Here is a 14,332-nt window from a genome sequence, read left to right on the forward strand (position 1 = left end):
CAGCGGTCGAGTCGTGGTCCCCGGCACAACAGCCGCCGCCACCGTCCTACCTCGCCTGGCCCGCTCGCTGCGCTCGGTCCACGAACAACGCGCAGAGGTCGCCGCGCAGGTCGAGAGGATCCTTGATGCGCTCCCTCTCGCCCCGGTCCTGACCACGATGCCGGGGATCGGGGTCAGGACCGCCGCGCGGATCCTGCTGGAGATCGGCGAAATCGCCGCCTTCGCCACCCCCGAACACCTGGCCGCCTACACCGGCCTGACACCAAACGGTCCGGCTCCTCGATCAAGGGCGAACACCCACCCAAGGGCGGCAACAAGGCCCTCGAACGCGCCATGTTCCTGTCCGCGTTCGCGTCGCTGTCCGACCCCGTGAGCAGGGCGTACCACGACAAGAAGAGAGCCGAGGGCAAGAAGCACAACGCTACCCTCATCTGCCTGGCCCGCCGCCGCTCAGATGTCATCTACGCCAGGCTTCGCGACGAACAGCCCTATCAACCCGACCGTAAACCCGCCGCTCAAGCAGCATGACCTACCCAAAGGATCTGACGCCCTGACCTGGCAAGATCTACTCCAGGGAACATCGCGTCTCCGTGAAAGGTCAGGTCATGCACTACGTCGTCGTCGAGCGCCGCGGACACGGGACCTACTGGCACGACCCGGAGCCCTACCTGGCGGTGCTGCCCAGCCTCCACGACGCACTCCCCGCCGGTGCCCGGGCGTTCGCCACCGACCCCGATCACTTTGACTTCTCCGCTCTGAACTGCGTCAAGACCTCGTTCTCCGCGCGGCACCACCGACAACGAATCCGTCGGCCTCCTTCGACCTGCGCTTCGACCGGGGACCCGTCCCCGGACACAACGGGCTGACGATCTCTTACAGCGGCGTCACCTCTGTCGAGCTCGCAACCGAGGACGGCGCCCCCTTCGACCGGTCGGCCTTCAACAGCCTGCGACTGGACGCGATCCTCCCCACACCCGGAGGCTGCACCCACGAACTCGCTCTCACCGCAGCCACCATCAAGATCACATGCGCTGAGCTTCAAGCGAACTGGGATCCGTCCTCCCAGCCTTGAGACAGCCACCCCAAGCTCGACGAACCAAACCGTTGACGAATCCCATAGGGACACCCCCCGAATTCCTGGAACGGTTCGAGACGTTTCTGACCGAGCTGCGCGGCGCGATGGACGCCCAACTCGCCGCTGAGCCACCCCGCCCGCCGTCGGTACCCTGAGACCGGTCCGGGAACGCGTCATCGACGTGCTCGCCCTCTGACCGGGCCTTGCCCCAGCAGTGGGAACTTCGCAAACGTCCAGTACCCGCCGAGCGCCCTTGGTGCGCGCGGGACCGCGCCCCCGCGCGTCGGATCCGGCCGCCGCCGTCCGGCGGGTCACCGCCCAAGGCCCGTCACCGAGCTGGTCAAGACCCACGCCATCTCCGACGCCTACTTCGGCACGACCCGACCCTGACACCGACGACCACGTCGGTCAGGTCGTCGCCAAGGCCTCCATGGGTGCTGGACGGCCGCCAGGGAGACGGCAGCGGTGAGGGCGGCCGTCAGCACGACGCCCGCCACGGCCCGAACGGGTCTGTTCTTCAATGGTCTCGGCACGATCGCCAGGCTTCGCCGGACCGTTGATCACTTTCCAGACCGTGTCCTGCTCGATCTCTGCCCAGCCCTGCTCGCGGACACGGCGACGCCCCTCAACGGTTCGACGTCGCCGGTCCCTCTGCGGTCGGCGGTGGAGCTTTGGGATGCCGATGGGCTGAGCCGGTCCCGAGATGGGAGGGCTCAGCCCATCGTCGGAGGTGGTGCGTCAGGGTGTGCCGTCGTCTTGGCGGCGGGTGCGTCGGGGTGGTCGTCTTCGTGGGCCCTCCGTCTGCTTCGCGCTCCACGCCGCGTCCGGGAGAGCGCTCGGACGTTGCCGTACGCCGTGCTCTTCCGCGCGGATCGCCATGTGGGGCGCGATTCCGCGTCCTCGTGTGCCACGGCCCGGCCGGGGCGTCCGTCCGGCCGATGGAGACGAGGAGCGTGCGGACGCCAGTAGTTCGACCGATGCGGATACTGACAGCCGCGGTCATAGCTTCTCGGTCATGGCCCCTGCCGCAGGTGGCGGCGGGGCGTGAGAGGAAAGGACCGCCGCATGAGCGAGAACGTCGAGCGCCCCCGCGATCCCGAACTGGCCGCGCTGGACCGCCTGGTCGGTACCTGGAAGGTCACCGGTGGTGCCGAGGGCACCGTCACCTATCGCTGGATGGAGGGCGGGTACTTCCTGATCCAAGAGGTGGATCTCACGCAGTACGGCGAGCGGATCAAGGGGATCGAGGTGATCGGCCGGGAGCGTCCGTTCGGTGCCGAGGGCCCCGGTGAGGACCTCAAGAGCCGCTACTACGGCCATCAGGGGGACACGCTGGATTACGTCTACGAGCTGGGGGGCGACGTCCTGACCATCTGGGGCGGGAAGAAGGGGTCGCCGGCGTACATGCGGGCGTCCTTCGACAGCACCGGTGACGTCCTGAGCGGTGCCTGGGTGTATCCGGGCGGGGGCGGCTACGAGAGCGTCAGCACCCGGGTGGAACGCCCGCAGGGCGATCACTGACCCGCTGCGGGCACCGGCGGCGGTACCAAGGGCCTCAAGCCCGCCCCCCGCCGGTGCCTTGCGCGAGCCGACCCACGGCGTCCGCGCCGAGATCAGAGGAGGCATCTTGAGCACCACCGTCACCGATGAGCAGGTTCGGCATCTGGCCGAAACGGCGAGGCCCTACAGCCTGGCCCTCCTGTGGTGGGGACCGGAACGGCACAGGGACGGCGCCGAGGCGACGGAACGGGAACACCGACGGCGCATGGTGTCGCTGCGCGCCGACGGGGTGATCGCGGTCCTGTGTCCGGCCGCCTCCGAGACCCTCGCCGGAGTCGCGATCATGAACGTGCCGCCCGAGGAGGCCGAGGAGATCATGGACGCAGTCCCCTGCGTGCGGGCGAAAATGATCCGCTGTGAGGTCCACCCGTGCCACGGCTTCCCGGGGGACGCCCTGCCCGCGTGACGCGACCCCCGACGGCCCGCTCGAAGCGCCGGTCGAGGAGGCCGCGTCGGTCACCCGCCCTCCGTACGGCGACCCGGTCGGTGGTCGGAGAACGAGAACCGGCCGAGGTCGGTCCGTTTGCCGATGCCGAGCTTGGGATAGGCGCGGTAGAGGTGGTGCCCGACGGTGCGGGGACTCAGGAAGAGCTGGGTGGCGATGTCGCGGTTGCTCAGCCCGGCCGCGGCCAGCCGGACGACCTGGAGCTCTTGCGGGGTGAGCCGGGCGACCGGGTCCCTCTCGTGCGGCCGGGCCGCCGGACGGTCGCCGAGGGCGTTCAGCTCGGTGTCGGCCCGAGCGGCCCAGGCCGCGGCGCCCATCTGTTCGAAGGCGTTCAGGGCGTCGGTGAGGCGGGTGTGGGCCTCGGTTCGGCGGCGGCGGCGACGCAGCCATTCGCCGTACAGCAGCGCGGTCCGAGCATGGTCGTACGGCCTTCCGGCCTCGTGGTGCAGGCGGAGGGCGGCGTGGTAGTGCTCCTCGGCGTCGTCGCCGGTGGCCTGTAGGGCGCGGCACCGGTGGACCAGCGCGGCGGCGTGGGGCCGTGCCGTGTGCTCGGCCCAGTGCTCCAGCGCCGGCAGGTGGGGCGAGGTCCGGCCGCTGCGCACGGCGGCCTCCACCTGGTCGGGGACGGCCCGGATGAGGAAGTCCCGCCGGGCCGGACCGGCGCACACGGTCTCCAGCCGGCCGGCCGCCGCGTCGAACCGTCCCCGGGCCAGATCGAGCAGGCCCAGTGCCCAGGCGGCGAGGGCGGCGTTGGTCGGATGCCGGGTCTCGTCCCGCAGGACCTTCTCGGCTGCGTCCCCGGCCCGGGTCTCGTCCCCGACGACCGCCGCGAGCCAGGCCGCGATGGCGTTCAGGATGGTGGTCTGGGTCTCCTGGCCGAGCTCGGTCGACAGCGACAGGGCCTCGGCGAGGGTCGCCTCGGCGTCGCGGAACCGGCCGCGCAGGAGCTGGGCGATCGCCAGCGGCTCCTGCGCGTACGGCAGCCAGCCCAGCGACCCCCGCCGACGGGTGTCGGCGGCCAGCGCCTCCAGCACGTCGGTCGCGTCCTCGTCGTCGGCGACGATCAGCGCCAGGTATCCGGCCAGCACGCGTTCCACCAGGCCGGTCACCTCGCCGCGGCGGGCCGCGCCCACCAACGCGCGCATGCCGGTGACGGCGCCGGCGGTGGCGCCGTCGATGAGGTCGCCCAGCCCGATCACGCCTTCGGCGACCGGCCCCAGCGCCGAGCCGGGCTTCAGCGGCACCGTCGCCGACCGCTGCGCGGCGAGGCGGATCAGGTCGTGCGCACCGGCGTCCTTGGCGCATCCGATCGCGTCGGTGAGGATGGACACGGCCTGCTCGGGATGTGATCGCAGGATCGGCATGACCCCGTCCAGCATCAGCGTCGCGGCCGCGGCCGGGGATTCCCGTTCGTAGGCGACCTGCGCCCGGATCCAGGCGGCCTCGGCGAGGGTGGACTCGTCGGTGGTGAGCTCCGCGCCGCCCGCCGAGAGCTCCGCGGCCCGATCCAGCCAGCCCGCGTCGTAGGCGGCGCGGGCCGCGCCGACCAGCCGCCGGCCGCGCAACACCCGGTCGGTGCCCAGATGGGCGGCGCGTTCCAACGCGGTCGCCACGGCCGCCGGCCCGCCGCGCTGCGCGGCGCGGCGCGCGGCGGCCTCGAGCTCGACCGCGACCGCCTCGTCGGGCACCGTGGTGGCCGCGGCCAGGTGCCAGGCGCGGCGATCGGCGTACCGCTCTCCGGTGAGGGTGTCGGCCAGCGCCCGGTGGGCCGAGACCAGTTGGGCGTGGGGCGCGCCGCGGTAGGCCGCGGTCCGGATGAGCGGGTGCCGGAACGTGACCGTTCCGGCGGTCAGGTCGATCAGGTGGGCCTGCTCGGCGGGTTCCATGTCGGCCGCCGACAGGCCGAGCCGTTCGGCCGCCCGCAGGACCACACCGAGGTCCGCCGTGTCGTCCGCCGCCGCCAGCAGCAGCAGGCGCTGCGTGGGCTCCGGAAGATCGGCGATGCGGGCCCGGAAGGCGCCCTGGACCCGCCCGGCCACCGGCAGCGGCTCGACGGGCAGGGCCCGGGCGAAGCCGGCGCGCCCGCGCCGGTCGGTGAGCGCGGCGGTGAACTCGATGATGGCCAGCGGGTTGCCCTGCGCCTCGGCCAGGATCCGCGCGCGGGTCGGCCCGGCGAGGTCCCGCCCATGCCGGTCGAGCAGGGAGATGGCATCGGCGCGGTCGAGGGCGGGCAGCGAGAGCGTCGGGATGCCGGGGGCGGGGAAGCGCCCGGCCCCGTCGCGGACCGCGAACAGGACGGCCACCGGCTCCAGCCGCAGCCGCCGGGCGGCGAACACCAGCGCGTCCGCCGACGCCGGGTCGAACCATTGGGCGTCGTCGATCAGGCACACCAGCGGTCGGTCCCCGGCCAGTTCGGACAGCAGCGACAGCGTCGCCGCCCCGATCAGGAACCGCTCGCTCGCCCCCGCACCGGTCAGGCCGAACGCCGTGCGCAGAGCGTCGGCCTGCCGTCCCGGCAGCGCCGCGATGCGGTCCAGGTAAGGATGGAGCAGCAGGTGCAGCCCGGCGAACGGCACCTCGATCTCGGACTCGATGCCCACGCCGTGCAGCACCCGCAGGCCGGCGGCCGACTCGGCGGCGTGCCCGAGGAGCGCGGTCTTGCCGATCCCCGCGTCGCCTCGAACGATCAGCGCACCACCGGACCCGGCACGAGCGCCGGCCACCAGCCCGTCGATCCGGGAGATCTCCTCCGAACGCCCAAAGAACACTTCTGAACGGTAACAACGCGGCGAGGTTCAGGTGCGGGCGAGGGGTCAGTCGTCCACCGTTCTGACCGACTGGATGCGGGAGAAGTGGAAGTTCCGTTCCTCCCGCCGTCCGGTCTGCGCGCTGCGCAGCTCGCAGACCGCCTTGAGGAGCCTTTTCCTGTTGATCCGCACCGGCTCGTAGGGAGGGGCGATGACGCGATCGGTCTCCACGCCGTTCTGGTCGACGTAGGCGATCCGGACGCGCTCGTCCTCCGCGATGGCCTCGGCGAGCTGCCGCATCTCGTCGGAGTCCAGGTCGGGGCACTGTCGGGTGACGATGCGCAGCCACCGTTCCAGGGGCGTCCGCCGAGGGGACGAACGCGTCGCGGCACGGGGGCCGGCCGGCCGGGTCCGAGCCGGTGAACGGGGCGGGACGTGCGGTCTCCTCCGCAGCCGTTCCGCGAGGGCGTCGAAGTCGGGCGGCGGCTCCTGCGAGGGCGGAGGGGGGAGCGGCCCGGGACCGGGATCTTCGGCCGTCGCGTGGTACCCGGCGGCGCGCAGGGCCGCCAGGACGCTCTCGCGCGGGCCCGTGGCGATGAGGACCCCGGGGGAGAGCAGCCGCACTCCGAGGCCCTGGAGGGCCGGGTGTCGGGCGGCGCGCGCGAGCAGTTCGTGGTCGGTGCCGTGGAAGACGCAGGTGGCCGGCACCTCGCGCAGTCGGGGCGGTGGAACGTGGCCGCCCGCCACCTTCGCGATCTTGCTCCGCAGCGACGGCGGGAGCGGCTCGGCGCTGTTGGCGGCGAGGCGCGCCTCGATGTCGGCGGCGCCCAGGCCCGACTCCAGGGCCCTGCGGAGACTGTCGTCGCCGATCCGCCAGACCGGCCCCACGAAACCGTCGGCGACCGCGTCGAGCTCCTTCGCCAGCCGCCTCGACGGCGTCCCCCGGACGGTCACCATGAAGCCCGGGCCGATCGTGGCGTGCTCGGAGAACGCCGGGAGCAGTTGGGAGGCTCTGCGTACCAGACCGGCATGGTCTCCGGCGGCCAGGAACGCGCCGAACGAGGACAGCGCCCCGTGCGCGACCAGCCCGAGCAGCACGGCCTCCCTCGTCAGCGGGCCGTGCGGTCGATGGTCACAGGCGAGCGGCCGTCGCCAGCCGAGCGCCCCGGCCAGATCCTTGGGCGCGTGCACGCCCTGACCCTCCGGCACCTCCCGCAGGACCGAGATGAGCTCGTGCCGCACCTCGGCGCAGCCGTCACAGGCGGCCTTGGCGCTCAGCGGATGGAGCCGCCCGCCGTCGTCGGAACGCGTACGCGTCGGCGCGGACTCCAGCAGCCACCACGCCGACAGCAGCCGGGCGGCCTGTTCACCCGGCGGCAGATGCGTGAAGGCGTCACCGCCCGGCGACAGGCCGAGCCGTTCCCCATCGACGACGAACAGCCCGGCGCGCTTCGCACAGGCCAACACGAGCCGCGCGGACGCCTCGTCGCAACCCGCGGCATCCCTGACCCGCCGGAGCGCCCGAGGCTGAAGCCCCGCCGTCTTGAAGACGTGCAACGGCAGCCTCGCGCACTCGATGAGCGTCTTCGCCGCATGCCCGACGAACTCTCCCAGCCGCGCCGCGGCCGTCGCCTCCACCCGTTCCCGATCGACCGGAACGGTCGGGAGCCGGGGCGGGAACGGGTCGAACGGCGCGCTCCACAGAACCTCGGACGGGGTGGGCCATCGCTCGCGAAGTGGTCCGGCGACGTCCAGCACCCCGCCGTGACCGGGCCACACGAGCGCATGCCGCTCCAACGCCGTCAACGCCTCGTCCACGGCGGCGCCGGGCCCGCCCAGCACGGTCGTGATCGACTCCCTGGTCGCGTTCCGCCCGAGCTGCGCGGCGATCTTCGCCACCTGGAGGGAGGGCCGCGTCAACCTTCCGAGTGCCCGTTCCACCGACGGCCGCTGCTCGAGCCGGTGGGCGAGATCATTCCACCCGCCGGGCTCGGTCGGCCCACAGACATCGGCCCGGGCCGCCAGCACCTCCGCCAGCGCATGCTGTTCGAGCGCGGCCAGCCGGTCCCGCAACGGCGTTCCCGTCACACCCGTTCTCCCTCCGCGGCCCAACGGATCCGAGAAGCGAACGAGCACCACACAAGCGCACACACCCCGGCATCCGCCGCGAATCCACAAAAATGCTTCGACGACGTCGGCGAGCCCGAGCCGACGGGCGGGACGCGCTCCTCCCACCCGTCCGGGACACGTGAACACCCTCGCTAATCCGGCCTACCCGGGACGCCCGGCGGAGGGCCCTTTGGGCGCTCTCCGCTCACGTCGGCGTCGACGCCCGGGGTGCGGTCGGGGAGCGGTCACCGACGGCCTCGGCCGGTGAGCGCGGGCCGTGTCACGCCGCACAGGCATCCGTGGAGCGCGGGGGCCGCCCCGGTCGAGTTCTACCCCCATCGACGCGACGCCGACCGGGGACCGTCAGAGCCCGTAGAGGGCCGTGATCACGGTCGCGTGTGCGTGGGTCCATAAGATGCGCTCTTGCTCAAGGAGCAGGCCGCGACCGTTGGCCGCTGCGTACGCGGTCAGGTGGTCGTACAGCTCACCGTTCGCTGTCGGTGAGGTGCGCGGTCGTGGCGAGGCCGCCCGGATCACGGGGGACGAGGTGCGGTCACGCTGCCGGGGGAGCGGCCCGGCCACGCGGCGCTCCTCGGTAGTGGTGAAGGGTCTTATGGCGCTGGCCCACTCTCGATGAAGCCGGTGACGGAGCGTGTTGTCCCGTCTCGCGGGGCCTTGCCTTGGTGAGGTCGAACTTCTCGTTGTCTCGTTCGTATCTGGCCTGGACTCATACGGCGGGCGCTCCGGGGTCGGTTGCGCGGTCCTGGGGCTGTGCCGGTCGTGGACTACTTTGATCACATGAGTTTCTTCTCTTCCGTTTCGGTCGGCTTTGACGATGAGGACGGCTCGGAGCAGGAGTATGTGCCCGAGCCGTGGGAGGGCCCGCCCAGCCACGTGCTGGGAGGAGTCGTGCCGATCGAACGGCTGGTCGTGCAGAACGCGAACGCGGTCATCGCGCTCAGCCACGCCGGCGTTTTCGAGGCGGGTGTCTTGTTCCACGTGCAGATCTCCGCCCGGCGCGGGGACATGGACGAGGACCGCTGGTGGGAGCTCGAGCAGGCGTTCTGGGGTCACTCGCGGCCCCGCCGCAAGGGCATGGAGCTCCCGGACTCGATCCGCCGCTTCGGGGTCCGGTTTCCCGACGGTTCGAAGGCCGTCGCGATCGGCGACGACCCGTTCCCGCCTCCGCAGTCCGAGCCGACGCCGCCGGTCCTGGTCTTCTCCGGCGGGGGTGGGGGAAGCGGGTCGGGTGACAGCGTTGAGTCCAACGACGAGTTGTGGTTGTGGCCCCTGCCGCCCGCCGAGCCCATCGAGTTCCTGGTCGAATGGCCCATCGCGGGAGTTCCGCTCACCGCGGTCGAACTCGACGGCGCCGCGCTCGCCGCCGCCGCCTCCAAGGCCCGGCCCTACTGGCCCTAGCACCGGAGACCGCGGCCCGCCGGCCGAGCGGGGCAACCGTGACCTGTCAGGCCGGCTTCAACGAGACACCGAGCGGTATCCCGGTTCGCACAGGCCACATTCAACGGGGCTCGGCACCGAAAGCGTCTGGTTCGAGCCGGCCAACCCCGCAGCTCGGCACTTGGTGGCCTAGCCACCTTGAACGAGATCGGACCCGTGTGATCGGAGCGGGTCGGTCGTAGTGGAGGACTTCGACCTCCTGCGGATCCGGATACTCCACTACCGCTGGCCCGCACACCACACTCGGTCACCACCACCATCGAGAGTGGGCCAGAGCCCACTCTCTTGTCGCGCAACAGTGCTGGCAACGCCGGAGGACCTGGAAGCGCTGGAGACCGACATGCTGGCTGGCCTCGTCCTGGCGCGGGCCGCGGCAGGGCTGTCGGACGGGGCGATCTCCTCGGACGTGGTGCATCTGAAACAGGTGCGGGCAGGCCGTTGTGGGAGCTGGAGGGCCCGCTGACGCCAGCGTCTACCCCTGGAAGGCATTGTGCAGCACCGCGAGGAGCACCATGTTGTCGCGGGCGCGGGCGCGGGCGCGGGCGCTCAAGGCGTTCTTCCTGTCGGCGTACTCCTAAAGGCCGTCCCGTAACGATCATGGTGGCAGGTGGGGCTTGGAGACAGGGACGGCAATTCTCCGTCACCCGCGCGAGGGTCAGACGGTCATGGTCAGGTTGCGCATGAGAGCGACGCCGCAGGCGGCGTGATGGACGCCGTCGCGTTTCCTACCGCAGTTCCGCAGGATGTTCCAGGTCTTCAGGTGCGCGAAGGAGTGCTCGGCGCGGGCTCGTACCGGCCTGTGGACGATGTTGAGGTCCTGTTTCCACTCGGGCAGGTCACCGCCGTCGCGGGGTCTGCGGTACGGCATGATCACCTGCGGGTTGCCCTAGTAGCCGCCATCGGCCATCACACGCGGCCCACGGCACGCCGGTCCACACCGGAGTCGCCGAACGCGGGTGCAGTCGTTGCGGTTGCCGGGCGCCGGCCGGCCCACCGCCACCGTCAGCCGGGTGTCGGCATCGATGACGACCTGCATGTTCACCGAGTAGCGGTAGTTCTTCGAGGACGCCGACACGTTCCGGTCGTGGGTGGGCACGAGGGCGCCGTCCACGATGAGGACCGTGTCGGGCCCGTGCCGCTTGGCGACCGGCGCGAGCGCCGGCAGCGGCGTCAGATGGTCCACGATCCGGTGCGCGGCCGACTTCGACACCCGAACAGCATCGCGATCTGATGCAGCGTCAGGTTGGTGCGGTAGTACACCGCGATCAACAGCCCCACCTGCGGCCGGTCCCGGTCTGCTCACCGCCCCGGGCGGCCACGATCCGCGCCAGCCTGCGGAACTGCTGCACCGACGGGTACGAGAACACCGGCACCCACACCATGTCATCCGCATTCATCAGCCGTTCCACACCAAGATCAACGACCGGGAGCGCCGAGCGCTACGGGACGGCCTTTAGCGTTGGTACATGAGCGATCTGGTTTCCACCGGCCGCGGACTCGTGCCGGTGAGTTATCACAGGTTCATCCTGGAAGAACTCGACGAGCGCGGGACCGGGGCCTCAATCCTCGCGCCGGACATCCCAGTGAGATTCGGCAACGGCCTCATCACCGTCGAACCGGGACTATGCGTCATCTCCACGGGAATCGCCGGGGGCCCGGTAACGGCCGAGGTCAGAGTGCATACGAGGCATCCGGACATCGACGGCGGCGACTGGGATGAGATCGTCGAACTGACGGTGGAGACCACTCATGACCGCATGGTCGTGGCCGCACTAGGAGCCGACCTCCCGGCACCCCTACCCCTGCTGACTCCCTCCGGGGCCGGAACCCACCGAGTCCGCGCATACGCCCGGGGACGCGACAGCGCCATAGACGCATCGGTTTTCGAACCGGTCGAAAGCTATCTCATTCAAATCTGGCCTGCCCCGCCATCACCCGAGACGATCCACCGGAATACGGACTCTTATGGGAAGGCCGTACGCAGGAGCGCGTCCCTATACGACTGAACTCATGAACAGACTCCCCGCATGTCGGCCGTGAGGCCGTGGGCACTGATTCTTCTTACACGCCACAGCCCCGTGAGGCGATGCCCCTCGGTTGAGGCCGCACCTTTGCGGCGCCCACATCCACGGCCGAGCCCGCTGACCATGCCGACTCCGTCGCTCGGTTCAGCCGCTCGACCGCGCATCGCCCGACCCGGACGCCCTCACGGCGGCTCATGGGCGACCCCTCCATCGCCGGCGTGCGGCTCATCGTCTACTCGCGGGCCTCTTTCCCCGACACACCCGAGGGGACGCGCCGCAGCGACGCGGCCGGCTGCGGCTCTGCCGGGACGTTCACCGACGAGGAGAACGCCTATCGGCGTCTCCGGTCACCAGGGCATCTCCGTCGACCAGTGGAGACCGGCAGCTCCCTTCGGGGAGCGGGACGTTCAGCGTCGTTCTGGCCGTCATGTCCCCGCCCGCCCCCACGGGACAACGCGCCACCCCCCGTGGTCGCCTCCCACCTGCCCCACGAGAAGGTGCACGTGTGCACCGCCGACCTCATCTACCACCTCACCGGCAGCCGCGTCTCCCAGTCCGCTCTCGACCGGGCCGCCCGACAAGATCCACGAGTACGTCAACAGCCACCGAAAGCGACCCGGCGTCGGGGTCGACACGTTCTCTGGCGGAGCGCACCGCATGTTCTCGGTGGGGTGTGCTGCGCTTCGGCAAGCCCGCCCTCCGACTCCGCGCCGAGACCCGTCGACGGATCTGGGGTGGCCCCATGCCCCGCAGGGCGGCACTGATGAGCGGGGCCGTCCGCACTCGTTGAAGATTTCAGCCTGACAGGCCCCGTTCCGGCCTTTCCATGGCGGCTAACTCGGAAATGTCGACGAGGTAAGAGAACCTTCCCATTGGGTGCTGGTTCGGCATGTATTTCCGGTAAGTGCATTAGGCGGCATCTGCGAGCTATTGTCCCGGTGTATGCGACGTGTGAGGTGGGGTCTGCGGTCGAGTGGCGGCGAGGGTGGTTCGGAGCCGGACGCGCGGTTCACGTTCGCCAATGAGCGGACGTTCCTGGCGTGGAACCGGACGGCGTTGGCGCTGGTGATCGCGGGGTTGGCGGTCGTGCAGGTGCTGCCGCCGTTTCAGGGGTCGCCGTGGGGTCGTCATCTGCTGGCGGTCCCGTTGATCGCGTTGGGGGCGGTGCTGCCGGGCGGCGCGTATCTGGAGTGGCGACGCAATCAGCGGGCGTTGCGCCACGGGGAGCCGTTGCCGTCGTCCGCGCTGCCGCGGGTGTTGGTCGGTGTGATCACCGGGGTGGGGCTGGTGTCGACGGCGCTGGTGATGGTGCCCTCATGAGCGGTGGCCGGGCATGACCTCCCCTCCCGGTCGCGGCCTTCGTCCCGGGCCGGGCCGTGATCCGGGCTTGGCGGCGGAGCGTACCGAGTTGGCGTGGACGCGCACCGCGGTGTCGATGCTCGCGTTGGGGGCCGCCATGACGAAGGTGTCGCCGGTGGCGGGTGTGGTGATGCTGGCCGTCGGGGTGGGCGCCTGGGCGGGGGGCCGTGTCGGGTCGCCCGGTGCGGGGCCTCGCCGATGGGTGGTGCCGGTGCTCGGGCTCGCGGTGACCGTCGTCGCCATGATCGCGTTGGCCACGACGCTGGTGAGCCTCGGGCGTTCAGGCCACGGACCGCTCGGCGACCTCGGGCTCCTGGGTGACCGGCGTCCGTGAGAGCACGGATGCTCCGTGGCGGCGGTGGACCATCACCGCGGCGGCCGAGGCGGCGGCGACGGTGAGCACGATCGTCCAGGTCATGGCGGCGGGGCCGAGCCCGAACATCTTCAGCGCGGTGGCCAGCAGCACCACCGCGAGCAGGTTGCGGATGAGACCGCCGGGGGCGCGAGAGGAGATGCGCGAGCCGAGGTAGACGCCGGGAATGGACCCGGCGAGCAGGGCGGTGGTGACCTCGAGCCTGAAGTCGCCGAACAGCAGGTGGCCGATGGCCGCGGAGATCACCAGGGGGACCGCCTGGAGCAGGTCCGTGCCGACGAGCTGGTTGGCCTTGATCGCGGGGTACAGCGCCAGCAGCGCGACGATGATCAGCGAGCCGGAGCCCACCGAGGTGATGCCGACGACGAGGCCGCCGACGGCGCCGACCACGGCGGTCGGGAGGGGCCGGACCCGGATCTGCGGCGGACCGTCATCGCCGTCGGCGGCCTTGCCGGGGGCGCCGGCCCGGCGTGCGGCTCGGTCGGCCATGGAATGGTAGATCCGCACGGCGAGCCCGGCGGCGGCGATGAGCAAGGCGACGCCCATCGCCTTCTCGATGACGTGCTGCACCCCGTCCCCGCTACCGAGGGCCTTGGCGACCAGGACCCCGCAGAAGGCGGCGGGCACCGACCCCACGCACAACCACGCGACCAGCTTCATGTTGATCGTTCCGTGCCGGTAGTGGACGGCGCTGCCGACCGGCTTCATCACGGCGGCGGCCACCAGGTCGCTGGACACGGCCGCCATCGGCGACACACCGAAGAACGTGACCAGCATCGGCGTCATCAACGCCCCGCCGCCCATCCCGGTCAGGCCGATCATCACGGCCACCAGAAATGCGCCCAACGCCATAACATAGTCGAAATGCACCGCACTGCCTCAACGGTTGGATCGGTCATTGACCTGCGGCAAGCTACGGGCTCCCCCTCCGCTCCCGCACCGGGCCGGCCCGCAGGACGGAACGCTCGATGAGTCACCCGGAAAAGGGTAAATGCTGAGCATCGACGGCAATCGTCCAAGGCGTGATATCGGCCCATTTTCAAGTCGGCTGTATCCGTGGATCTTCGCGAGGCCGGGCCCAGCCGGGTTCGGCCATGCGCCCTTCAGCGCCATGGGGCCCGTCATCGGCCGTAGCGTCTACCCAAGGCGAGCGTGACGAGCGGGCCGGGATGGAGCCTCGGA

At 71.0% G+C, this 14,332-nt stretch carries 10 protein-coding genes and 2 pseudogenes; 8 read left to right on the plus strand and 4 right to left on the minus strand.

What is annotated here, in order from left to right; genetic code table 11:
• Positions 1 to 10: 10 nt before the first annotated feature.
• The 4 genes and pseudogenes from DFJ69_RS30825 to DFJ69_RS30840 all read left to right on the plus strand — a co-directional run.
• A pseudogene (locus DFJ69_RS30825) lies at positions 11 to 528 on the plus strand (transposase); the annotation flags it as partial.
• A 77-nt stretch (positions 529 to 605) separates the two neighbouring features.
• Entirely contained in the window at positions 606 to 866 is a 261-nt protein-coding gene (locus DFJ69_RS30830) for a hypothetical protein (protein WP_116025833.1), read from the plus strand.
• Positions 867 to 2,140: 1,274 nt separating this feature from the next.
• Entirely contained in the window at positions 2,141 to 2,596 is a 456-nt protein-coding gene (locus DFJ69_RS30835) for a hypothetical protein (RefSeq protein ID WP_116025834.1), read from the plus strand.
• Positions 2,597 to 2,702: 106 nt separating this feature from the next.
• Positions 2,703 to 3,041: a hypothetical protein gene (locus DFJ69_RS30840; protein ID WP_116027025.1), complete on the plus strand. Its 339-nt coding sequence runs from the start codon at positions 2,703 to 2,705 to the stop codon at positions 3,039 to 3,041.
• Positions 3,042 to 3,091: 50 nt separating this feature from the next.
• On the opposite strand, the gene DFJ69_RS30845 is transcribed toward DFJ69_RS30840, so the two are convergent.
• Both DFJ69_RS30845 and DFJ69_RS30850 read right to left on the minus strand, forming a co-directional pair.
• Positions 3,092 to 5,848: an ATP-binding protein gene (locus DFJ69_RS30845; RefSeq protein ID WP_116025835.1), complete on the minus strand. Its 2,757-nt coding sequence runs from the start codon at positions 5,846 to 5,848 to the stop codon at positions 3,092 to 3,094.
• 45 nt (positions 5,849 to 5,893) lie between these two features.
• The gene (locus tag DFJ69_RS30850) at positions 5,894 to 7,915 is read right to left on the minus strand and encodes a helicase-associated domain-containing protein (RefSeq protein ID WP_147312521.1); all 2,022 of its coding nucleotides are present in this window, start codon (positions 7,913 to 7,915) and stop codon (positions 5,894 to 5,896) included.
• A gap of 819 nt (positions 7,916 to 8,734) precedes the next feature.
• Here DFJ69_RS30850 and DFJ69_RS30860 point away from each other — a divergent pair.
• Positions 8,735 to 9,355, plus strand: a complete 621-nt coding sequence (locus DFJ69_RS30860) for a hypothetical protein (protein ID WP_147312522.1) — start codon at positions 8,735 to 8,737, stop codon at positions 9,353 to 9,355.
• Positions 9,356 to 10,049: 694 nt separating this feature from the next.
• On the opposite strand, the pseudogene DFJ69_RS36375 reads toward DFJ69_RS30860, so the two are convergent.
• A pseudogene (locus tag DFJ69_RS36375) lies at positions 10,050 to 10,803 on the minus strand (transposase).
• 57 nt (positions 10,804 to 10,860) lie between these two features.
• Between DFJ69_RS36375 and DFJ69_RS30870 the strand changes: the two are divergent.
• The 3 genes from DFJ69_RS30870 (at position 10,861) to DFJ69_RS30880 (ending at position 13,111) form a co-directional block, all read left to right on the plus strand.
• Positions 10,861 to 11,400: a hypothetical protein gene (locus tag DFJ69_RS30870; RefSeq protein WP_116025839.1), complete on the plus strand. Its 540-nt coding sequence runs from the start codon at positions 10,861 to 10,863 to the stop codon at positions 11,398 to 11,400.
• A gap of 960 nt (positions 11,401 to 12,360) precedes the next feature.
• Positions 12,361 to 12,738, plus strand: a complete 378-nt coding sequence (locus tag DFJ69_RS30875; RefSeq protein WP_116025840.1) for a YidH family protein — start codon at positions 12,361 to 12,363, stop codon at positions 12,736 to 12,738.
• A 67-nt stretch (positions 12,739 to 12,805) separates the two neighbouring features.
• Positions 12,806 to 13,111: a DUF202 domain-containing protein gene (locus DFJ69_RS30880; protein ID WP_170177868.1), complete on the plus strand. Its 306-nt coding sequence runs from the start codon at positions 12,806 to 12,808 to the stop codon at positions 13,109 to 13,111.
• On the opposite strand, the gene DFJ69_RS30885 is transcribed toward DFJ69_RS30880, so the two are convergent.
• Positions 13,058 to 14,002, minus strand: coding sequence for a sulfite exporter TauE/SafE family protein (locus tag DFJ69_RS30885; protein WP_116025842.1), 945 nt, complete (start codon positions 14,000 to 14,002; stop codon positions 13,058 to 13,060). The two genes, DFJ69_RS30880 and DFJ69_RS30885, sit on opposite strands and share 54 nt — an antisense overlap.
• Positions 14,003 to 14,332: the final 330 nt, after the last annotated feature.

Source organism: Thermomonospora umbrina, assembly GCF_003386555.1.
Classification (GTDB): domain Bacteria; phylum Actinomycetota; class Actinomycetes; order Streptosporangiales; family Streptosporangiaceae; genus Thermomonospora; species Thermomonospora umbrina.